The organism is Salinibacterium sp. NG253 (assembly GCF_015864945.1).
GTDB lineage: Bacteria > Actinomycetota > Actinomycetes > Actinomycetales > Microbacteriaceae > Rhodoglobus.
Window position 1 is genome coordinate 501,354 of the sequence record NZ_JADYWF010000002.1, and the last position, 20,966, is coordinate 522,319.

The 20,966-nt window shown below is 62.8% G+C and carries 21 protein-coding genes; 9 read left to right on the forward strand and 12 right to left on the reverse strand.

Going from position 1 to position 20,966, the window contains the following annotated elements:
* The first annotated feature begins 85 nt into the window (after positions 1-85).
* Positions 86-1,381: a citrate synthase gene (locus I6E52_RS12275; protein WP_197125549.1), complete on the forward strand. Its 1,296-nt coding sequence runs from the start codon at positions 86-88 to the stop codon at positions 1,379-1,381.
* 142 nt (positions 1,382-1,523) lie between these two features.
* On the opposite strand, the gene I6E52_RS12280 is transcribed toward I6E52_RS12275, so the two are convergent.
* Positions 1,524-2,837, reverse strand: a complete 1,314-nt coding sequence (locus I6E52_RS12280; protein ID WP_197157805.1) for a hypothetical protein — start codon at positions 2,835-2,837, stop codon at positions 1,524-1,526.
* Positions 2,838-2,870: 33 nt separating this feature from the next.
* On the reverse strand, positions 2,871-3,812 hold the full coding sequence (gene dapD / locus I6E52_RS12285; RefSeq protein WP_197125542.1) for a 2,3,4,5-tetrahydropyridine-2,6-dicarboxylate N-succinyltransferase: 942 nt from the start codon (positions 3,810-3,812) through the stop codon (positions 2,871-2,873).
* 26 nt (positions 3,813-3,838) lie between these two features.
* Between dapD and dapE the strand changes: the two genes are divergently transcribed.
* From dapE to I6E52_RS12300, 3 genes are all read left to right on the forward strand, one after another.
* Positions 3,839-4,936, forward strand: coding sequence for a succinyl-diaminopimelate desuccinylase (gene dapE / locus I6E52_RS12290; protein WP_197157807.1), 1,098 nt, complete (start codon positions 3,839-3,841; stop codon positions 4,934-4,936).
* Positions 4,918-6,165, forward strand: a complete 1,248-nt coding sequence (locus I6E52_RS12295; protein ID WP_307842532.1) for a hypothetical protein — start codon at positions 4,918-4,920, stop codon at positions 6,163-6,165. The genes dapE and I6E52_RS12295 overlap by 19 nt, the downstream gene beginning before the upstream one ends.
* A gap of 94 nt (positions 6,166-6,259) precedes the next feature.
* Positions 6,260-6,433 carry a DUF3117 domain-containing protein gene (locus I6E52_RS12300; protein WP_197107374.1) on the forward strand — a complete coding sequence of 58 codons (174 nt, stop codon included), beginning with the start codon at positions 6,260-6,262 and terminating at the stop codon, positions 6,431-6,433.
* A 140-nt stretch (positions 6,434-6,573) separates the two neighbouring features.
* Here the strand turns inward: I6E52_RS12300 and uvrA are convergent, their stop codons facing one another.
* Both uvrA and I6E52_RS12310 read right to left on the reverse strand, forming a co-directional pair.
* Positions 6,574-9,042, reverse strand: coding sequence for an excinuclease ABC subunit UvrA (gene uvrA, locus I6E52_RS12305; RefSeq protein WP_197157809.1), 2,469 nt, complete (start codon positions 9,040-9,042; stop codon positions 6,574-6,576).
* A 138-nt stretch (positions 9,043-9,180) separates the two neighbouring features.
* Complete coding sequence (locus tag I6E52_RS12310; RefSeq protein ID WP_197157811.1) at positions 9,181-9,813, reverse strand: O-methyltransferase; 633 nt, start codon at positions 9,811-9,813, stop codon at positions 9,181-9,183.
* 63 nt (positions 9,814-9,876) lie between these two features.
* Between I6E52_RS12310 and I6E52_RS12315 the strand changes: the two genes are divergently transcribed.
* Positions 9,877-10,272 (forward strand): sec-independent translocase, encoded by a 396-nt coding sequence (locus tag I6E52_RS12315; protein WP_197107371.1) that lies wholly within the window; start codon positions 9,877-9,879, stop codon positions 10,270-10,272.
* A 29-nt stretch (positions 10,273-10,301) separates the two neighbouring features.
* Here the strand turns inward: I6E52_RS12315 and I6E52_RS12320 are convergent, their stop codons facing one another.
* Entirely contained in the window at positions 10,302-11,864 is a 1,563-nt protein-coding gene (locus I6E52_RS12320) for a succinic semialdehyde dehydrogenase (RefSeq protein WP_197157813.1), read from the reverse strand.
* 60 nt (positions 11,865-11,924) lie between these two features.
* Between I6E52_RS12320 and I6E52_RS12325 the strand changes: the two genes are divergently transcribed.
* Both I6E52_RS12325 and I6E52_RS12330 read left to right on the forward strand, forming a co-directional pair.
* Positions 11,925-13,322, forward strand: a complete 1,398-nt coding sequence (locus I6E52_RS12325) for an MFS transporter (protein ID WP_197157815.1) — start codon at positions 11,925-11,927, stop codon at positions 13,320-13,322.
* Positions 13,319-14,809: a pyridoxal-dependent decarboxylase gene (locus I6E52_RS12330; protein ID WP_197157817.1), complete on the forward strand. Its 1,491-nt coding sequence runs from the start codon at positions 13,319-13,321 to the stop codon at positions 14,807-14,809. Before I6E52_RS12325 ends, I6E52_RS12330 begins: the two co-directional genes overlap by 4 nt.
* Positions 14,810-14,828: 19 nt before the next feature.
* Here the strand turns inward: I6E52_RS12330 and I6E52_RS12335 are convergent, their stop codons facing one another.
* A complete protein-coding gene (locus I6E52_RS12335; RefSeq protein ID WP_197157819.1) occupies positions 14,829-15,266 on the reverse strand; it encodes a GNAT family N-acetyltransferase in 438 nt (145 codons plus the stop codon).
* Between the two features lie 34 nt (positions 15,267-15,300).
* Positions 15,301-16,215, reverse strand: a complete 915-nt coding sequence (locus I6E52_RS12340; RefSeq protein ID WP_197157821.1) for a LysR family transcriptional regulator — start codon at positions 16,213-16,215, stop codon at positions 15,301-15,303.
* Between the two features lie 72 nt (positions 16,216-16,287).
* Between I6E52_RS12340 and I6E52_RS14480 the strand changes: the two genes are divergently transcribed.
* Complete coding sequence (locus I6E52_RS14480; RefSeq protein WP_255529328.1) at positions 16,288-16,410, forward strand: hypothetical protein; 123 nt, start codon at positions 16,288-16,290, stop codon at positions 16,408-16,410.
* An 84-nt stretch (positions 16,411-16,494) separates the two neighbouring features.
* Here I6E52_RS14480 and I6E52_RS12345 read toward each other — a convergent pair whose 3' ends face one another.
* The 5 genes from I6E52_RS12345 to I6E52_RS12365 all read right to left on the reverse strand — a co-directional run bounded on the left by I6E52_RS12345 (position 16,495) and on the right by I6E52_RS12365 (position 20,256).
* On the reverse strand, positions 16,495-16,707 hold the full coding sequence (locus I6E52_RS12345) for a helix-turn-helix transcriptional regulator (RefSeq protein ID WP_197138917.1): 213 nt from the start codon (positions 16,705-16,707) through the stop codon (positions 16,495-16,497).
* Positions 16,707-17,189, reverse strand: coding sequence for a DUF2975 domain-containing protein (locus I6E52_RS12350; protein WP_197157823.1), 483 nt, complete (start codon positions 17,187-17,189; stop codon positions 16,707-16,709). Before I6E52_RS12350 ends, I6E52_RS12345 begins: the two co-directional genes overlap by 1 nt.
* A gap of 98 nt (positions 17,190-17,287) precedes the next feature.
* The gene (locus I6E52_RS12355; RefSeq protein WP_197157825.1) at positions 17,288-18,409 is read right to left on the reverse strand and encodes a P-loop NTPase; all 1,122 of its coding nucleotides are present in this window, start codon (positions 18,407-18,409) and stop codon (positions 17,288-17,290) included.
* The gene (locus I6E52_RS12360; RefSeq protein WP_197158063.1) at positions 18,399-18,896 is read right to left on the reverse strand and encodes a DUF1003 domain-containing protein; all 498 of its coding nucleotides are present in this window, start codon (positions 18,894-18,896) and stop codon (positions 18,399-18,401) included. The genes I6E52_RS12355 and I6E52_RS12360 overlap by 11 nt, the downstream gene beginning before the upstream one ends.
* Before the next feature lie 28 nt (positions 18,897-18,924).
* Positions 18,925-20,256: a magnesium transporter MgtE N-terminal domain-containing protein gene (locus I6E52_RS12365; protein WP_197157827.1), complete on the reverse strand. Its 1,332-nt coding sequence runs from the start codon at positions 20,254-20,256 to the stop codon at positions 18,925-18,927.
* 36 nt (positions 20,257-20,292) lie between these two features.
* On the opposite strand from I6E52_RS12365, the gene I6E52_RS12370 reads away from it, so the two are divergent.
* A complete protein-coding gene (locus I6E52_RS12370; protein WP_197157829.1) occupies positions 20,293-20,925 on the forward strand; it encodes a general stress protein in 633 nt (210 codons plus the stop codon).
* The last annotated feature ends 41 nt before the right edge of the window (positions 20,926-20,966 follow it).

Consider the following 20,966-nt stretch of genomic DNA (forward strand, 5'->3'; position numbering starts at 1 on the left):
GAAGGCCTTGTCGTTGACCTCTAAAACCGATCTGGTTTGGTTGGTTGGTGTGACAGTGGCCATTCAACCCTTGTAGGCTGTAGCGGTGAATGAAGCCCCTCAAGACCCAGAGAAGGCCACCCTCCACTTTCCGGGCGGTGCTGCAGAATTTCCCATTATCCGTGGGGTCGATGGTCACAACAGCATCGATATCTCCACCTTCATGAAGCAGACCGGTTACACGGCGCTTGATCAAGGGTTCGTGAACACTGCGTCAACCCGCAGTGAGATCACGTACATCGATGGAGACCGTGGAATCCTGCGTTACCGCGGGTACGCGATCGAGGATGTCGCGGCCAACTCCACCTACCTCGAAGTAGCGTGGCTGCTGATTTACGGTGAACTGCCGTCGAAGTCGCAGCTCGAAGAGTTCGATGAAAAGATCCGTCGGCACACGCTGCTGCACGAAGACCTCCGTCGCTTCTTCGACGCCCTTCCGCCGAGCGCGCACCCCATGTCGGTGCTCTCCAGCGCGGTGTCGGCTCTGTCGACGTATTACGAAGACTCGCACGACGTGCGCGACCCCGAGCAGGTCGAGATCTCGACCATCCGTTTGCTGGCAAAGTTGCCCGTCATTGCGGCCTACGCTCACAAGAAGTCACTCGGTCAGGCACTGCTGTACCCCGACAACTCGATGAGTTTTGTCGACAACTTCTTGAAGCTCAACTTCGGCAACATGGCCGAGGAGTACGAGGTCAACCCCGTGCTGAGCAAGGCGCTCGACCGCCTGCTGATTTTGCACGAAGACCACGAGCAGAACGCGTCCACCTCCACGGTGCGCCTGGTCGGCTCGACCGAAGCCAACATTTTCGCTTCGATCTCCGCCGGTATCAATGCTCTCTATGGTCCGCTTCACGGTGGCGCCAACGAAGCCGTTCTCAAGATGCTTGGCGAGATCCAAGAATCGGGCGAAGGCGTTCAGAAGTTTGTTGATCGCGTGAAGCGCAAGGAAGACGGCGTGCGCCTGATGGGCTTCGGCCACCGCGTGTACAAGAGCTTTGACCCGCGTGCACGTCTCGTCAAAGAGAGTGCGGATGAGGTACTCGCCAATCTGGGCGTCAGCGACCCGCTGCTCGACATCGCTCGTGAACTCGAAGAAGTCGCCCTCGGCGATGACTACTTCATCGAGCGCAAGCTGTACCCCAACGTCGACTTCTATACCGGCGTTATCTACAAGGCGATGGGTTTCCCGCCGCGCATGTTCACGGTGCTCTTCGCTATCGGTCGCTTGCCGGGCTGGATCGCTAACTGGCGTGAGATGAACCAAGACCCCAAGACCAAAATTGGTCGCCCGCAGCAGCTCTACACGGGCCCTGCAGCTCGTGACTGGCCGCAGCGCTAGCGCAGCAGCAGCTTTACGACGAACGGCTGGTTCCCCTCGGGGAACCGGCCGTTTCGCGTTGTGTGCGCGTCATTACAAGGGCGGCCCCAACAGTGCGGCCCCACAACGCCAGCCACGCGGCGCTGGCAGTGGAACGTGGCGGCTAGTCGAAAACCGGGACGTCGAGGCGATACACCTCGGCATCCATGCCGCACGAACCGCCATCGGAATTGAAATAGACGTGGGTGAATGTGCGGTTGACCACGGCGTGAGTCTCGGTCCAGTAGTCCTCACCGCAGTTGTAGGTGTGGGCGAGATTGAGGATGCGGCCGCCGTCAAGTTCAATGGCCATCACCTTTTCGCAGGTCCAGGCACCCTCGGCGTTGCAGTTGTAGGTGGACACCACGACCCACCCTGGCTTGTCATACCCTTTTCCCGAGATGTGCATCGAGGTGTTGGCATCGTCGTAGGCGTCGAAGAGCGTGGTGCGCTCTAGCGAGTCCATATCGACCGAAGTGAGGAAGCCAGCCGTTTCGCTCGCGGAGTTGAAATCGATGTAAACGTACGCATCCCGGCCATCGGCGGAGAGAGCGACGTCGCTGTGCTCGCTCGCCTCGGTCAGTAGGCGTTGGTTGCTGAGGTCGGCGTCGTAGACGTAAGTGCCGGACTCGGCGGAGGCCACGACGTATTTTCCGGTGGGGGAGGCACTCACCCAGTCCGTGTCGGCGGGCAGCTCGCTAGTGCCGAGCACTGTATCGGAGGCAAGGTCGTAGCTGACCATTCCCAGAGGCTGCTCGTCGGGGTTGTAGACGATCCAAGCGTAGATGGTGCCGTCGCTGCTCGGAGATCCCTCGCTCCGGTCTTTCATGTAGTCGGCGTCCGGGAACGCACTCGACAGGGGCTCTCGGAGGTCAGCAATGACCGTCGATTGTCCCGACGTCACGTCGAGTTCATGAAGGATGAGGTCGCCTTCGGAGGAGTTAGGCCCCTCCAGATAGCGGATCAGGTGTGGATCGGTGGGGTGCCACTGAGGTTCGGCATCCGGATGGATGTCAAGGGCGCTCACGAGGGAGGCATCAGCGGTGGAGTACACGTGATATTCGGCATCACCGTGGTAGGTAAAGAACAGCGAGCCGTCGGCGTTCTCAGCCTGCCGACGACTGTAGCTGTTGCGATCAAAGCGAGTGCCCTCGGCCGAGGTGACGCGCTGAATTGTAGTGCCGTAGACCGGATCAGTCTCCACGCTACCGAGAGCCGGCTTCTGCCACGATTCGTCGGGGGCGGTGGCATCCATTCCCCAGGTGAGCGTGGCGCTGTTGCTCGCTGCTACGGGGGCGGGGGAGAGCTCAGGAGTAAGTGCCTGGTCAGCTCCGGTACACGCCGTGAGGGCAAACATGGCTGCGGCAACGACTGCGGCGGCGCGATACCGGCGCAGTCGCAGTGTGGTGCCAAACCGGGAAGCGGTGAAGGTCTTCATATCAAGCTCCTAAGCCCCCCGGCGGTGGTGTGTTTAGGCGTGCAGGGCCGTGTTTAGCTCGACGCCGCTGCCGCTGCGAGGCAGCACCTCGACGGCACCCGTGACAGAGTTGCGGCGGAACAGCAAGCCGTTGACCCCACTGAGCTCGACGGCCTTGACACGGCGCGGCGTTGCCGAACCATCAATGATGGTGACCTTCGTGCCTGCCGTGACATAGAGCCCGGCTTCAACAACCGTGTCGTCGCCGATGGCGATGCCAATTCCGGAATTGGCGCCGAGCAGCGCGCGCTCGCCGATGGAGACACGTTCGGTTCCGCCACCGCTGAGCGTGCCCATGATGGATGCTCCACCACCGATGTCGGCACCGTCACCCACGACGACGCCCTGAGAGATACGGCCCTCGACCATCGAGCTGCCGAGCGTGCCGGCGTTGAAGTTGACGAAGCCCTCGTGCATGACGGTGGTTCCGGGGGAGAGGTAGGCGCCGAGGCGCACACGCGAGGCGTCGGCAATGCGGACGCGTTCGGGCAAAACGTAGTCGAGCATCCGCGGGAACTTGTCGATGCCAGTCACGACGATGCCGTGACGCTTGAGCGAGACACGAACCTCTCGGAAGTCGTCAGGGTGCACCGCTCCGGCGTTGGTCCAGACGACGATCGGCAGAGCGCCGAAGAGGCCGTCGAGGTTGATGCTGTTGGGCTTCACGAGCAAGTGGCTGAGCAAGTGCAGGCGCAGGTAAGCGTCGGCGACGTTCTGCGGCGCGGCATCCAAATCGATCTCGACGGTCACGAATTCGGTGCGCACGCGACGGCGTTCGTCAGCCCCCAAGTGCTCTTCGAGGTCGGCGGGGGTGTAGTGCGGGTCGGTGCCCTCGGGGATTGATCCCAGGTGCGGAGCGGGGAACCACACATCAAGTGTTGTTCCGTCGCTGGCGATTGTTGCGAGTCCGTATCCCCATGCTGTGCGCGAAGTCATGCATCAAGGTTACTTACACTGGGTGCATGCCTGCGACCGATCTCACCGTTCCCGTGCTCGATTTGGGTGCCTCAAGCCCCGACCTGACCCGCCAGATCTGCGATATCGAGTCGGTCTCCGGCAACGAGAAGCGCATTGCGGATGCCGTAGAAACCGCTCTGAGCGCGTTTAGCCACCTTGAGGTGATTCGGGATGCGGATGCCGTTGTCGCCCGCACGAACGGCGGCAAGGCGCAGCGCGTGGTGATTGCCGGCCACCTCGATACGGTTCCGGTGAACGAGAACCTGCCGACGACCCTCGAGATGATCGACGGTGAGGAACACCTCGTCGGCCGAGGAACGGTCGATATGAAGGGCGGCGTCGCGATCGCACTCAAGCTCGCCGCAGAACTCTCTGATCCCGCCGTCGATGTGACCTGGATTTTCTACGACCACGAAGAAGTCGCCGCTGACCTCAACGGGCTCGGCCGCATTGCGCGCAACCGCCCCGACCTGATGGCGGGCGACTTCGCGATCATTGGCGAGCCGTCGAACGCCACGGTGGAGGGCGGCTGCAATGGCACCGCTCGCATCGACATTTCGCTCACGGGGCTGCGCGCACACTCTGCGCGTGCCTGGATGGGCGAGAATGCCATCCATGCGGCAGCGCCCGTGCTGGCCATTCTGGCCGCCTATGAGCCTGAGCAGCACGAGGTCGATGGCCTTGTCTACCGCGAAGGACTCAACGCCGTTGGCATCACCGGTGGTGTTGCCGGCAATGTGATTCCGGATGCCGCGACAGTGACCGTGAACTTTAGGTTCGCCCCCGACCGCAGTACCGAGCAGGCGATCCAACACTTGCGTGAGGTCTTCGCTGGCTTCGAGTTCGAAGTCACTGACCTTGCTGGCGGCGCACGCCCCGGACTGGATGCTCCGCTCGCCCGTGATTTCCTCGCCGCGGTCGGTGGCACGGCAGCCCCCAAATATGGCTGGACCGATGTGGCACGCTTCGCTGAACTCGGCGTTCCCGCCGTGAACTATGGCCCAGGCAATCCGCTGCGCGCCCACGCCGACGACGAGCGCGTCGCCACTAGCGAGATCGTGGCGTGCGAGCAGGGACTGCGGGCGTGGCTGACGGCTCGCTAGCCCCCACCGGCTCGTTTGCCTCAACGGTGCGCCGCGCAACAACGGCGCTACTTGCTCCCGAGCGCTGGTGGATCGCAGTTATCGCGATCTTTGCTGCCTCGCGGGTCGTGACGACGTCTCTGCTGTTGTGGTTCGCATCCGTCCAAGGGCAAAACCCGTGGACGGGCCCCGCGCCCGATTACTTCTCGTTCGCTAAAATCTGGGACGGCCACTGGTATTACATCATCGCGCTGACCGGGTATCCCTCGGAGCTACCGCTGACCGAGGCCGGTCACGTTGCCGAGAATGCGTGGGCGTTCATGCCCGGCTATCCCGCGGTAGTGCGGTTCGTCATGACGCTGACAACGCTCGATTTCGCCGTGGCTGGCGTCATCGTCTCCGTCGCGTTCTCGCTGGGGGCCGCGCTGTTGTTCTACCGCGTGATGCACCTCGTGTTGCCCGCCGGCACAGCCCTGTTCTCGGTCGCTATCTTCTGCTTCGCGCCACTGTCGGCCATCCTGCAGGTCTCCTACGCCGAGTCGATGTATCTCTTCTTGCTCACCTTGTCGCTCTACTGGCTGATGAAACGCCATTACTGGATGCTGTTGCCGGTGATCGCGGTCATGTCCCTGACGCGTCCGAGCGGCTTGGCTTTTGCGCTCGCGCTCGGGTTGCACGTGGTCTATCGCTGGTGGATTCGCCGCCGTGAGGAGTTTCCGCTGCGGGAGCGCATTGCGGCAGTCTCGGCGACTGTGTTTAGCCTGATCATGGGTTTTGCTTGGCTCCTGATTGCGGCAGTGGCCACGGGGTCTCTCTCCGCCTACACCGACACTGAGCTCGCGTGGCGGGCGCCCTACGTCGGTTACGGCGAATTGGTACCGTTCGCGGCGTGGATCCAAGGGGCCGAATTTTGGGCTCAGTGGTGGCAAATGCCGCTGTGGCTCTTGCTGGTGATGCTCGTCGCTGGTGTTCTCGCGTTCTTCGTTTTTCTTTTCACCACGCCCGCGCGACGGCTGGGGGTGGATCTGCGCTTGTGGGTTGCCAGCTATGCGCTGTATTTGCTGGCCGTTTTCTTCCCGCAGTCGAGCACGTTCCGACTCCTGATGCCGATGTTCCCGCTGGCGGGCGCCCTCGCGCTACCGCAGTCGCGTGTGTATCGCGCTGTGCTGCTCGCGGCGTGCATTGCCGGACAGTGGGCATGGATCCATCTGGCCTGGTGGGTCGACGCTTACGACTGGACTCCACCCTAAATAGGTGTGCTGAGGGTGAATGAATCGACAGAGTTTCAGTATCGGCGGTCTTTGCTGGATAATAGAGTGCAGTACCGATGAAAGGGGACTATCTATGGCAGCCATGAAGCCGAGGACCGGTGACGGGCCGATGGAGGCTGTCAAAGAGGGCCGACTCATTGTCGTGCGTGTACCTCTCGAAGGCGGCGGTCGTCTCGTTGTTTCTGTAAACGACGACGAAGCAAAAGAATTGCACGACGCTCTCGCGGGCGTTGTCACTCCCGCTTAGCTTTTCTTCTCAGCCTTAATCGGCGGCCCACGCATAAAACGCGTGAGGCTAGTCGAAACACAGCACCGAACACGATCACTTCGTGTTCGGTGTTTTGTGGTTAACGCCCGATGGTGGCGGTTAGCCAATGGCACGGGCGGTTAGCCCGCTGCGCGGGTATCGATCCACTCGCTGAGGTACTGCGCTGTTGCGCCGGTGCCCGCGGCAACCTCGCGGGGAGTCCCTGTGGCGACGATAGTGCCGCCCTTGTCTCCGCCGCTGGGGCCCAAGTCGATCACCCAGTCGCTGGCAGCAATGGTGGCGAGGTCGTGCTCGACAAGCACGACAGTGTTGCCGGCATCCACGAGTCGTTGTAGCTGCGCCAGCAAGAGCTCAGTGTCCGACGGATGCAGCCCCGATGTCGGTTCGTCGAGCAGGTAGAGCGCATGGCCGCGACGCGCGCGTTGCAGCTCGGTCGCGAGCTTGATGCGTTGCGCTTCTCCACCGCTGAGTTCTGTGGCTGGCTGGCCGAGACGCAGGTAGCCGAGGCCAACATCGCGCAGGGTGTCGAGGCTGCGCAGCGCCGAGGTGGATCCGGCGAAGAAGTCTGCGGCGGTGTTGACGGTCATGCCCAGTACTTCGGCGATGTTCTTGCCGAGGTAGGTGACCTCAAGTGTGTCGTCGTTGTAGCGGGCACCGTGGCACGTGTGGCAGGGAGCGTACGTTCCGGGCAGGAACAGCAGTTCGACTGAGACGAAGCCTTCGCCCTGGCAGGTTTCGCAGCGTCCGCCGGCGACGTTGAAGGAGAACCTGCTCGCGGTATAGCCGCGTGCCTGCGCTTCGTCGGTTGCCGCGAAGAGCTTGCGGACGACATCGAACATTCCGGTGTAGGTCGCGAGGTTCGAGCGAGGGGTGCGTCCGATGGGGCGCTGGTCGACAAGCACGAGACGATCGAAGGAGTCGAGCCCGGTGGTGTCTTCGAGCGTCAGGTCATGGGGGTGGTCATCCGCTTCGGCCGCGTCATCCGGAGCAGTACCGAGATGAGAGCGCACCGCCTGCGCGAGTACCTGGGTCACGAGCGTTGACTTGCCCGAACCTGACACACCCGTGACGGCGGTCATCACTCCAAGCGGGAAGTCGACCGTGAGATCGCGGATGTTGTGCAGCGATGCCTTGTCGAGGCGCGCCCAAGACTCCGGGGTGCGCACCTCGCGCAGCGGCTGTGCTCGCTGCGGAAAGAGATAGCGGGCGGTGATCGATTCGGGCACATCTTTGAGGCCGTCAACGGGGCCGGAGTAGACGAGCTGCCCGCCGCCTTCACCAGCGCCGGGGCCAATGTCGACGATCCAGTCTGCTCGTCGAATCACATCGAGATCGTGCTCCACGACAAACAGGGAGTTGCCGGATGCCGTCAAACGGTCGAGCACTTTCAGTAGCGGTGCCGCATCCGCGGGGTGCAATCCCGCGGAGGGCTCGTCGAGCACATAGACGACGCCGAAGAGGCCGGAGCGCAGTTGGGTGGCGATGCGCAGGCGCTGTGCTTCGCCGGGGGAGAGCGTTGTGGAGTTGCGGCCGAGGCTGAGGTAGCCGAGACCGAGGTCGAGGAGCACATCAACGCGGGCAATAACGTCGTCGCCGATCCGGTGAGCTACCTCGTTGCCTTCCGACCCTTCGCTTTCGGAGTCGGCACGCGCCATGCCTTCGCGCAGTCGAGCCGCAAGGTCCGTCAGCGGCACGGCATTCATCTCGGCGATGCTGAGCCCAGCGAAGGTGACGGACAGCGCATTCGCCTGCAGGCCGCTACCGCCACACTCGGGGCACGCCATGCTTTGCACGAAGCGGAGCGCGCGCTCGCGCATCCGCTCGCTCTGAGACTGCGAGAGCACGTTCATGGTGTGCTTGCGGGCACTCCAGAACTTGCCGTTGTAGCCGTGGTCGACGCGGCCCTCTTCGGGCTGGATGAAGACGGATGGCTGTTCTTCGGTGTAGAGCAGCCAGTCGCGATCCTTGCGGCTGAGAGTGTTCCACGGTGCTCGAGTATCGATCCCCAGGCCGTTGACGATGCTCTTGAGGTTCGCGCCCTGCCACGCTCCGGGCCAAGCGGCGATCGCGCCGTCGCGAATCGAGAGCGTGGGGTCGGGAACGAGAAGATCTTCGGTCACGTCGTGCACGACGCCGAGGCCGTGACAGCGCGGGCAAGCTCCGGTCGCGGTGTTCGGCGAGAAGGCTTCGGCCGACAAATGGCTGACGCCAGCGGGGTAAGTGCCGGCGCGGGAATACAACATGCGCAGCAGATTGGAGAGCGTCGTGATCGTGCCGACGCTCGAGCGCGAGCTTGGCGCTCCGCGACGCTGTTGGAGGGCGACAGCGGGCGGGAGGCCGGTGATGTCTGTGACGTCGGGCGCGCCGACCTGGTTGAGCAGGCGCCGAGCGTAAGGGGCAACCGATTCGAAGTAACGACGCTGTGCCTCGGCGTAGAGGGTGCCAAAGGCGAGAGAAGACTTTCCGGAACCGGAGATGCCAGTGAAAGCCACCATGCAATCCCGCGGCACATCGAGGTCGATGTTGGCGAGGTTGTTTTCGCGGGCCCCTCGAACGTGAACCCAGCCGTCACGATCGTTGGTGTTCATGGATGCTCCGTTCTCACGGCGTGCGGAGATTCCAAGTTCCTCGGCAGCGCGCGCTCTGTCGTGTGCGTACAGGGTGGCGATAGTTAATCCACAGTACGGACACGATGCTGAACGCCGGGTGAGCGTTCGCTGAGCGCGTTAGTCGCTGAGTTTAGTGAGTTGAAGGAGCCCGTCGCCCACGGGAATCAGCGAACTGATCACGGCGGTCGATTGGGAAATCTCTTTGAGCAGCGAACGGAAGTTCGAGACAGTGGCATCGCGCTGCGCGGGATCCGGCACGCGGTCACGCCAGAGAGCGTGCGCGACGGCCACGACTCCACCGGGACGTACCAAACGCAGGCCGTGTTCGACATACTCAATAACAGACTGCGGGTCGGCGTCGATGAAGACGAGGTCGTAGCTTGACTCGTTCATACGAGGAAGAACCTCGGCTGCTTTTCCACCGATCTGACGCACGCGATTCGCTTGAATGCCAGCCTCAGCGAACACGGAACGGGCCACCTGCTGGTGGTCAATCTCGGAGTCGATAGTGGTGAGCAAAGCGCCGGGGCTGCCTGCGAGCATCCACAGCCCACTAATGCCAACACCAGTGCCGACTTCGATGATGCTCTTGGCGCCCGTAGCGGCAGCGAGCAGGGCCAGCTGAGCACCGACCGCGGGGCTCACCGCTTCGATTCCTAGCTCGCTGGAATGTACGCGCGCCGCAGCGATCTCTGGGGGTTCGACGACGAACTCCTCGGCGTACTTCCAACTCAACTGCTTGTCTGACACATTGCTCCTATCGCTGTGGTCAACTGTAGACGCAGCGCGCGAAGGCAGCGGTAAGCTAAACGGGTGTCCTTCGGTCTCACATTCGACAAACTGCTGATCATTGGGATCATCGCTGTCTTTTTGCTGGGCCCCGACCGTTTGCCCTACTACGCATCTCAACTCGCACGCCTCGTCCGCTCGCTGCGGGACATGGCCAACGGCGCTAAAGATCGCATGCGTGAAGAGATGGGCCCCGACTTCGACGACATCGACTGGAAGCAGCTTGACCCGCGCCAGTACGACCCGCGCCGCATCATCCGCGATGCTCTTCTTGAAGATGAGACGCCGCCCGTCAAGGTGCGGCCTCCACGCTCAGCCGCGTATGCCGAACGGCAAGCAGCGCTGGCTGAACGCCAATCGCAACTCAAAGCTGAACTGAAGGCCGGCGAAGTCGCGCCCTTCGATAACGAAGCTACTTAGCTCCTCATCTCTCTCACGACTAGCCGCGGTTAGCGGCGGCGCAGTAGCTTCAGTACGCCCAACAGCGTCACCATGAGGCCAGCCATCGCCGCAAATTCGGCGCCCGAGCGAGGTAGCTGCAGAATTCCGTTCGACTGCGAGACGGTGCGCGATTGCACGAAACGCAGGATGCCTTCTGGCCCATTGCGGCGCCCTAGGCCTGAGTGCTTCATGCCGCCCATCGGCGCATCGACGCTCGAGAAACTGCCACGGTAGCCCTCGTTGATGTTGACGCTGCCGGCATCCAGTCGATCGGCCAAGCGACGAGCGTGAGCGATTGAACCGCTGAAGATGGAGGCATTGAGGCCGAACTCGGTGTCGTTAGCGCGGTTAATCGCGTCGGTGTCGCTCTCGACACTCGTGATCGCTACCACCGGGCCAAACGTCTCGTTGGCAAAGCACTCCATCTCGGCGGTGACATCCGTCAGCACGGTCGGAGCGTAAAAGTAGGGGCCGAGATCGGGGCGGGGGCTTCCTCCAGCGAGCACAGTGGCACCCTTGGTGACGGCATCCTCGACATGTGCTTGCACGCGTTCGAGTTGGGCCTTCGACGTGAGAGATCCCACGTCGCCCGAGTAGTCGAGGGCCGAGGTCTGGGAGAGAGCCTTCACGCGTTCGGCGAAGGCGCGAGAGAACTCCGCAGCGATCGACTTGTGCACGTAGATGCGTTCGATCGAAACGCACAACTGACCCATGGAAGCAAAGCAGGCATAGACGGCATCCTCAGCGGCCTGCACTGGATCGGCATCGCCCAGCACGAGCAGCGGGTTCTTGCCGCCGAGCTCGAGCGAAGCGCCGATCAGACGCCCGGCCGCGCGCTTACCGACCTTGGTGCCCGTCGGCGTCGAGCCGGTGAAACAGATGTAGTCGCTGTTATCGACAACGGCATTGCCGACCTGGTCGCCGGGGCCCGCCACAATCGGCCAGACGGCAGCAGGCACGCCCGCATCAATGTAGGCCTCGCGAGTGGCGAGCATCGACAGCGCGCCCTGATTGTCGATCTTCTGGATGACGGCACTGCCGGCAGCGAGGGCGGGAACGATATCCATCGCCCCTAGTGCGATCGGATAGTTCCACGGCGTGACGACACCGATGAGTTGCTTGGGGGAGTAGCTCACGTGCGTCGACATCAGCAGTGGGATGCCCGCCCGGCGACGCTTGGTGGCCAACACCCGCTCGGCAGAAACGGCATAGTAGCGCGTGATCGTCGCGGCCTGAAAGATCTCTTCGAACGCTTGACCACGCGTCTTGCCTGACTCGGTTTGCAGCAGGTCGAGCAGCTCATCCTTGCGTTCCAGCAGCAGATCATGGGCGCGCAGTAGCACGCGGCGACGGTAAGCAAAGCCGGCGGACTGCCAGGCGCGTTGCGCTCGGCGGGCGGATGTCGCGGCATCCCGAACATCCCGGGTCGAACTCTGCGGCAACTCATGCAGGGCCTTGCCCGTGAAGGGAGCAATCACGGTGGCCGTGTCGGAGGTGGTGCACCGCAGCTGGGCGACGAGAGTGTCGCGACGACGCGACCCGATCAGTGAAACGACTGTGTGAGGCGACATAACTCAACACTACGACCGTGCGCCACAATTTCGGCTGAGCAAAGCGCTAGGCTCACGAAGATGACGACCGCAGCGCCGCGAGCTCTTTCCCGAAGCTCCATCGCCACCTATGCCATCGGTTCTCTTGGCACCGGCGGTTTTGGTGCCCTGCCCGGGCTCGTGCTCGTGTACTACCTGACCGACACGCTGGGGATTGCGGCGCTTGCCGCCGGCATCCTCGTGACCGCAGCCAAAGTGTGGGACGTGATCATCGATCCTGTGATTGGTGCGCGTAGCGACCGCAGCCTGGCGCACCATGGCACTCGGCGACCGGCGATGCTTCTTGGTGCCATTCTGTTGCCGATCTTGTTTGTTCTCACCTTCGCGGTGCCGGCGGGCATCGGCCCGCTTGCGTCGGGCATCTGGGTGTTCATCGCCTTCGTCGCCACGGCAACCGCGTTCAGTATGTTTCAAGTGCCGTATATCGCCTTGCCCGCCGAACTCACCCGCAGCTATGACGAACGCACTCGGTTGCTCGCGGTGCGCGTCGTCGTGCTCACGGTGGCGATTCTGCTGTTCGGTGCTGGCGCACCAGAAATTCGTGATGCCTTTGCCGATGAACGGCTCGGCTATCTCGTGATGGCCGTTTCGGCCGCCGCGCTCATGGGCGTCTCGCTCGTAATTTCGTCGTTCTCGGCTCGCACCGGCACCGTCTCGCTGACGCCGACGGTGTCGATCGTTGACACCTATAAGTCGGGAATCGCGGCGCTCAAGCGGAGCCAGCCGTTCCGTGCCCTGCTGCTGACCTTCCTGCTGCAGGGGCTCGCCACGGGCGTCATGCTCGCGGGCGCGCAGTATGTGGCGACCTGGGTGCTCGGCACCGGAGTAGCCATCCTCTTCGTGTCGCTCATCGGGCCAGCACTGCTCTTCGCTCCGGTCTGGGCTGCCATCTCCCGCCGCATCGGCAAAGAGCGCGCCTTCGTGTGGGCCTCCGCCTGCTATGGCCTCGGAGCCCTGCTGATCGTGCCGCAACTGTGGGCCCCCGGCGCGTGGATCTATGCGCCCGTCGCGCTCGCCGGAGCGGGCTACGCCGGAATGCAAGCACTGCCCATGTCGATGCTGCCCGACGTGATCTCCCATGACTCCCGCCGGCACCGCATCGCCTCGGCCGGCACCTTCGGGGGAGTCTGGACCGCGGGGGAAACCACGGGCATGGCGCTCGGGGCCACTGTGCTCACGACTGTGCTCGCGGCATCCGGTTATCTCGAATCAGTGGCCAACCAGACAGTGACCCAACCCGATTCGGCCATCGCCGGAATCATCATCAGCTTCAGCATCGTGCCCGCCGTGATCATCGGCCTCTCGCTGCTGACCTTTAGGCGCTACCCGTTGCGCCGCAGCGACATTGACCATGCCGATGCTGAACCACACCCCACAAGTGGCCCAACCACCACTTCGAACGATCAGGAGACCCGATGAAGTTCGACCACCAGCCCGCCGACATTCTTGAGCGCCTCAACGCGCTACGTGAAGCGGATGCTCCCACCCACGGTGGCCATGTGCTGTCGTATGTCTACGACTCCGGCCTCGCGGAGCTCGACGAACTTGCAGCTCAAGCAATCCGTGCCGTGCAACCCGTCAATGGCCTCGACCCGACGACCTTCACCTCGGTTGCCGTCATGGAACGCGAAGTGCTTGGCTTTGCCCGCGACATGCTCGGTGGCGATGAGGATGTCGTCGGCACCGTCACGACCGGCGGTACCGAAAGCTGTCTGCTGGCCGTCAAGACGGCGCGCGACGTGTGGCGGGGAACGGGCGCCTCGGCGCGCACGGGAATGCCCCGGTTGTTGGCTCCCGTCACAGTGCATGCGGCATTCCAGAAAGCGGCACATTACTTCGGGCTCGAACTGGATCTCGTGCCGGTGGGCCCGGGCGGCGATGTCGCCGCGAGCGATCTCATCGCACGCATGGGCGACGATGTCGCTCTCGTGGTGGTGTCGGCTCCGAGCTATGCGCACGCCGCGATGGACCCCGTCGTCGAGGTCGCGGCTGCAGCAGCCGAGCGCGGAATCGCCTGTCACGTTGATGCCTGCATCGGCGGCTGGGTGCTGCCGTTCTGGGAGGGCGTCGCCCCCTGGAACTTTGAAGTGCCGGGCGTCACGAGCATCAGCGCCGACCTGCACAAGTTTGGCTACTCGCCCAAGGGCGCCTCGGTGATCCTGCAGCGCGGTCGTGATCGCCAACGCACGCAATACTTTGCGACGACGCGCTGGCCGGGCTACCCGATCGTCAACCCCACCATCTTGGGCTCGAAATCTGCGGGGCCGCTCGCGGCTGCGTGGGCGATTATTCAGGCACTCGGCACGAGTGGGCTTGCCGAGCTCTCCGAGTCGTGTGCGCGGTCCACTCAGGCCCTGCGCGACGTCATCGGCGAGATTGAAGGCCTCCGCGTTGTGGGCAACCCGGTCGGACCGCTGTTAGCTATCGTATCCGATGACTCGGTTGCTGTTGACCGCCGCGTTGACCCGCACCACTGGGCCGACCAAACGCGCGAGCATGGCTTCTTGCTGCAACTGCAGCCCTCGCTCGTGCAGAGTGACGGAACGATGTTGCCCGCCACGACCCACCTCACCGTGACTCCCGTGACTGCGAACGTGCTCGATGACTTGAGCGCGGCGCTGCGGATGGCGGCTGACGAAGTGCGCGGCGTGCCCGCCGTCTCTGCAGAAGCTGTATTGGCCACGTTGCCCGCTGAGGCGCTCGCAGCGTTGGGGAACCCGGATGCTGCACCCCTCGACTCGGCGACCGCAGCGGGCCTCCTCGGCGCGCTCGGCATCGGTGCTGGAGACCACGGCCTTCCCGACCGGATGGCGCCACTGTTGGCTCTCATCGCCGCGATGCCCGCACCGCTCACCGAACGCCTGCTTATCGAACTGCTTGCGCGACTGATCGAGCCGACCGAGTAGGGCGCCGTCGCTTCGAGCGTTACGAGTCGGAGGCGGGTCGCGTCATCCACACGTCGTGGTCGTCTTCGTCGTAGGGCGTGAAACCGTGTCGTTCGTAGAGCCGCAACGCGGCACTGCCCTGAAGCACCATGAGGCGAAAGGGGCGGTGGTCTGGCCGGGCGAGCACTTCGGCGAGAACCTGGCTGCCGATGCCGCGCCCCTGCAGGCGCGCGGGCAGGTAGAAGTGTTCGATCCAGCGGGCATCCGGTTCGGGGCGCACGCTAATCGAGCCGACATCCTCGCCGGCGACCCGAATGATCTGAGTGTTCTCCGGCGCGAAGGCGTCGCTCATCCAGGTGCGCACCCGCACGGGATCGAAGAGGCCGTGGCGTTCGAGGTCGGCCCGAAGTCCAACTGTGCGAAGGTCAAGCAACCAGTTGAGGTCGTGTGCGGTGCTGGGGCGTAGCGAGTATTCCACTCCGTGATTCTAAGCGGGCGGATGCGCGGCGGCGCTAGACCGTGTGCTCGCGTTCGAAGCGCGTCGCCTCATCCACGAGGGCTTTCACGACGGCGCGCACGGAGGGACGTTCGGCGCGGTCGGGGCGTAGCAGCGCCGAGATGAGCCGCGACGACGGAACGCCTTTGAGGGGGCGGGTGATGAGGCCGTTCTCGCGGTCTCGGGTCGTGAAGCGCGGCAGGATGGCGATGCCGTGGCCCGCTGCCACGACGGCTTCAACGATGCTGTTGTCGGTCAGACGCTGGGCGACCTTCGCTGGAGCACCGTTTGCCGCTTCGATTCGCCGAAGGATGCGGTCGAAAGGCAGACCGGAAGGCACCCCGATCCACGTTTCGTCGAGAAGGTCAGCGGGGGTGAGCGCCGCCTTGCGGCCGAGCGGATGATCTTCGGGGAGTGCGACATCCAGAGACTCACGCATGAGAGGAACGACGGCGAGCCCCCGCTCGGTCCAAGCGGGGAGAACGTGCGGTGAGTCGGAGACGACGACGTCGTAGTCGGCGGTGAGGTTGGCGACATCTTCGAGCACAGAGTCTTGGTCGTGGCAGCTCAGGGTGAGCCCCTGCTGGCGATTGACGGCGTGAAACAGCCCCGGCAGCAACATCTCGCCACCGGTGGGAAAAATGGTCATGGTGACGTCTCCGCGCGGGGACTCTCGAAAGTCGTTCCACAGTGCTTCGGCTTTCTCGATTGCGGTAGCCACATCGGCCGCGGTGTGGGCGAGCGCCCGGCCGGCCGACGTCAAGACGATGCCCCGGCCTACGCGCTCAGTGAGAGGGATTCCGGCCTCGCGTTCCAGAATTTTGAGCTGCTGAGAGACGGCCGATGGCGTGCGCATCGTTGCCTTGGCGACCGCCGTAATACTGCCGCGGTCGGCTAGCTCGCGAAGCAGCTCCAAGCGCCGAATATCCATGTAGTTACTCTACAAGGTTAGATAAGGAAGATCATCTTGTTCTAAAAGGTTGGCCACAGCCAAACTGTAGACATGAACTTCGAACTAATCATCATCGTGGCACTCGCCGCAACCGGTATCGCCGCAACCCTGCGTGCCGTTGCAACCGACGGATACCGTCGCGTGCCCACCCGTCGCTACAACACCATGCCGTAGCCAACCGCCAGCCGGTTTACGCAACACCACAGCAATTACTGCTGTGGTGTTTTTGCGTTAACGGGGCGAACGAACTGGCGGCGACTATTGCTGTTCGTCATCCCACACGAGGATGTCGCCGGGCTGGCAATCCAGAACGCGGCAGATCGAATCCAGGGTTGAAAACCGCACGGCCCGAGCTCGCCCGTTTTTGAGTACGGCGACGTTGGCGGGGGTGATCCCCACGGCCTCGGCAAACTCTCCCACTGACATGCCGCGCTCAAGGAGGAGACGGTCAATGAGGATGCGTATCGCCATTACACAACCTCATCAAGTTCGGTTCTCATCAGCACGGCTCGCTGCAGCAAAGATCGCAGCACAAGGAGAACGAGGAAGAGTGTCACGCCGACCAGAACGCTCGCGATAACCGCGAAAGCAAGCAGTGGTGGGCCTGGGATGAAAGCGAGCGTTGCTGCCGCTAAAACGGTGGCAATCACAACGCTGATGGCGAGCAGGTTCACTAGTCGTGCTGCATCAGGATTGAAGATCTCGTCTTGTCTAATAAAGCCAACCAAGACGGCTGTGGACGCGAGAATCACCTCAACGCAGAGCCCAAAAGCGAGGCCCAACGTGAGTAGCGGAACCCGCAGGTCGTCAAACTCTGGATACTCGGTTGCTGCCAATTGCGATAGTGGCACCAGGGCGATGCAACTCGCTAGTACTGCAATCGCGAGCAGGCCGAGCGCGATCCAAGTCGCAATTGCTGCGCCAAGAGAAGGCCGGGGTAGAGAAAGTTCCATACATCGATAATCGATGTATATCTATCGAAAGTCAATAGCCTGCTTTCGGGATGCCGTGCTGCGTATGCGTCCGGCTGCAGCAGTGCAGAACAGCAGCGTTAGCGGGGGCTGAGCCCCAACTTGCGGCCGGCAACGCTGCGCTTGAGCGAACGGAGAGTCGTGGCAAGAGCAGCGATTGCCTGAGCCGCCGGATCCTCGGGAGCCGCGATCACCACGGGCACCCCGGAATCGCCCCCCTCACGCAGAGCGATGCTGAGCGGGATCGAGGCGAGCACCGTGACAGGCTCGTCTGGCGTGGAGAGCTTGGCTGCGGCATCCGCCCCACCACCAGAGCCGAAGAGTTCGAGCACGCTGCCGTCGGGCTGGGGGAGACCGGCCATGTTTTCGATGACGCCGATCACGCGTTGCCCGGTTTGGCGAGCAACGAGGCCGCTGCGTTCAGCAACATCGGCGGCGGCCGACTGCGGGGTCGTGACGACCACGACATCGGAGTGCGGCAGCAACTGGCCGAGCGAGATTGCAACATCGCCCGTGCCGGGAGGCAGATCGAGCAGCAATACATCGAGATCGCCGAAGAACACGTCGGTCAAGAACTGCTGAATCGTGCGGTGCAGCATCGGCCCACGCCACGAGACGGCCGTGTTGTCTTCGACGAACATGCCAATTGAGATGACCTTCACGTCGTACGCGACAGGCGGCAGAATCATCTCGCCCACCTGAGTGGGCTTGGCGCCGTGCAGGCCGAGGAGTCCCGGGATCGAGAAACCGAACACATCGGCGTCGATCACTCCAACGCGCAGGCCGCTCTGGGCCATCGAGACCGCAAGGTTCGCGGTGAGCGTCGATTTGCCGACGCCACCCTTGCCACTTGTCACAGCCACAATCTGGGTGAGCGAATCTGGCCCGAACTGCATCGTCTTGGGCTTGCCCTTGCGCAGCTTCTCGGTGAGGGCAGTTCGCTGCGCCGGCGACATGATCGACACGTCAATGGTCACCGTCGTGATGCCGGGCACACGCTCGGTCGCCTCCCGCACGTCACGTTCGATGGAGGTCGCGGCCGGGCATCCGACAATCGTCAACGTCAGGCCCACGGATGCCGCACCAGCGTCGTCGACAGAAACCCCAGAGATCATGTCGAGCTCTGTCACGGGTCGCCGAATCTCGGGGTCGATCACCGAGGCGAGGGAGGCAAGTACCGCGGCTTCGAGCTCAGCGTTCACGGTTCTCCGTGTCGGCTTCGGCGGCGTCGTCTTTTTCGAGTTCTTCGAGCAGACCACGAAGTTCAGCGCGAATGAAGTCCTTGCTGGCGAGGTCGGTCATGGCCAGGCGCAGCGCAACCACTTCGCGTGCCAAGTATTCGGTGTCGTTGAGGTTGCGTTCTGCACGCTGACGGTCTTGTTCAATCTGCACGCGGTCGCGGTCATCTTGACGGTTCTGGGCGAGCAGAATCATGGGCGCAGCGTAGGAGGCCTGCAGCGACAGGATGAGCGTCAGCAGGGTGAAGTTGGTGGAGCGCGGGTCAAACTGCGCATCCAGAGGCGCGCTTGTGTTGTAGATCAACCAGACGCCCACGAAGGCGGAAAGGCCGACCAAGAACCACGGGGTTCCCATACCGCGAGCGAAAGCTTCTGAGTAGCGGCCCATACGGTCGCGACTCTGGAACATGCCGAACCCGCTGCGCAAACCCTTGGGGGTGTCGAGGCGCATGTCATTGCGCTGTGATCGAAGTGACCGCTTAGCTAGTGCCACGGGCTGCCCTCCCTGCGCGAATTTCTTTCTGCTGAACGATGGTTAGAGGTCTCGTAGAGGTGTCGTCGAAGCTCGCCGACTCGTCGGTGGTACTTCGCCAGTCATCGGGAAGCAGATGGTCAAGCACGTCGTCAATGGTCACCACCCCGAGCAAACGATGGTTGTCATCGACCACGGGCACTGACACGAGGTCATAACTCGCAAGAATGCGCGACACTTCTGCGGCCGTCGTGGACGAGCGTACCGGTTCAAGCGATTGGTCGATCAGGGCGCCCAAGCGTTCATTGGGTGGGTAGCGCAGCATCCGCTGGAAGTGCACCATACCGAGTAGGCGGCCGGTCGGCGGCTCATACGGCGGCAGCGTGACGCAAATGGCGGCACCGAGTGCCGGGGCAAGGTCGTGACGACGAATGAGGGCCAGACCCTCAGCAACAGTGGCGTCGGCAGACACAATGATGGGCTCGGTGGTCATGAGTCCACCTGCCGTGTCGGGAGCGTAGCTGAGCAAGAAGCGCACATCTTCGGCTTCTTCGGGCTCCATGAGGTCGAGCAGTATCTCGCCGCGCTCATCGCTGAGGTGGGCGATGAGGTCGGCAGCGTCATCCGGCTGCATCTCGTCGAGCACGTCGGCGGCACGATCATCGTCGAGCTTATTGAGCAGCGAGACCTGTTCGTTTTCGGGCATCTCCTCCAGCACATCAGCGAGGCGATCGTCGGAAAGCTCTTCAGCCACTTCCATCATGCGCTGCGTGGGAAGTTCGAGCATCGCGTTGGCGAGGTCGGCAGGCAAAAGATCGGAGAAGCTCGCAACGAGCTGAGTCGCCGATTGGGCCTCGCCCTCGTGCGTGTTGTGCTTCAATTCGTCCCACTCGGCAAAGTCGGTGGGGCCCTTCGCGAAGAGCGGCGAACCGCTAGCCTTCGGGCGACGCAAGAAGAGCTGGCTGATTTCCCACTCGCCAATGTCGACCTCTTCGATCGACACGTCTTCGATTTGGGCTTCGCCAGAGCCATCGCGCATCGACACCCGCCGACCCAAGAGCTCAGCCATGACACGGATTTCGCCACCACGCTGCTCGAAGCGGCGCAAGTTCAGAAGACCCGTGGTGATGATCTGCCCCGAGCCAATGCTCGTGACGCGACCAATCGACAAGAAAACATGGCGTTTACCGGGAACTTCAGCGATCATTCCGACCACGCGAGGGCTCGCATCGCCGCGCTCAACGACCAGCACGTCGCGGACCTTGCCCACGCGGTCGCCGTTGGGGTCGAAAATTGAGCAGCCCACCAATCGGGCAACGAATACTCTTGAGGTGCTCACAAGTAAAACCCTACCCCTGCATGGGAGAATGAACCGATGAGTAACTTCACTGGATTTTCCCGCCGCGCACCGCTTCAGTCGAGCGTGCCCCGCGGAGACGTACTTGGCCGGTATGCCAGCTACACCGACGCCCAAGCCGTAATCAACCAACTAGCCAAAGCAGAGTTCGATATCAAAGGCGTCGCGATCGTCGGTCGCGAGCTCACGACCGTCGAAGTGGTCACTGCACGCCTCAGTTATGGTCGTGCCGCACTCTCCGGTGCCACCAGCGGTGCCTGGCTCGGACTCTTCTTCGGATTGATCTCGACGATCATTTCGCCCTTCACCACGCAACAGATCGGCATCTTCTTTGCCGCCATCGTGGCCGGTGCCGGAATCGGAATGATCTTCGGCGTCGTCAACTACTCGATCATGCGCAAGCGTCGCGACTACGCGGCAACCTCACAACTGCTGGCTGATCACTACGACATCATCATCGCGCCCGGCCTCACCGCCAAGGCTCACACAATCCTCGGCACGGCTGCCAGCGCGCAGGGCGTGCATTCAGCACCGCATGTACCTACCCCGACCGAAGCGCCCACCTCGACAGAAACTGTCGAGAGCAGCGATACCGTCGGGTCGGATGCCGATAGCGCCGACAATGCACGCTCAGACGACGCCGCCAAATAGCGGCCACGCACCACTCAGTAGCGGTGCTGATATGGCGCGCG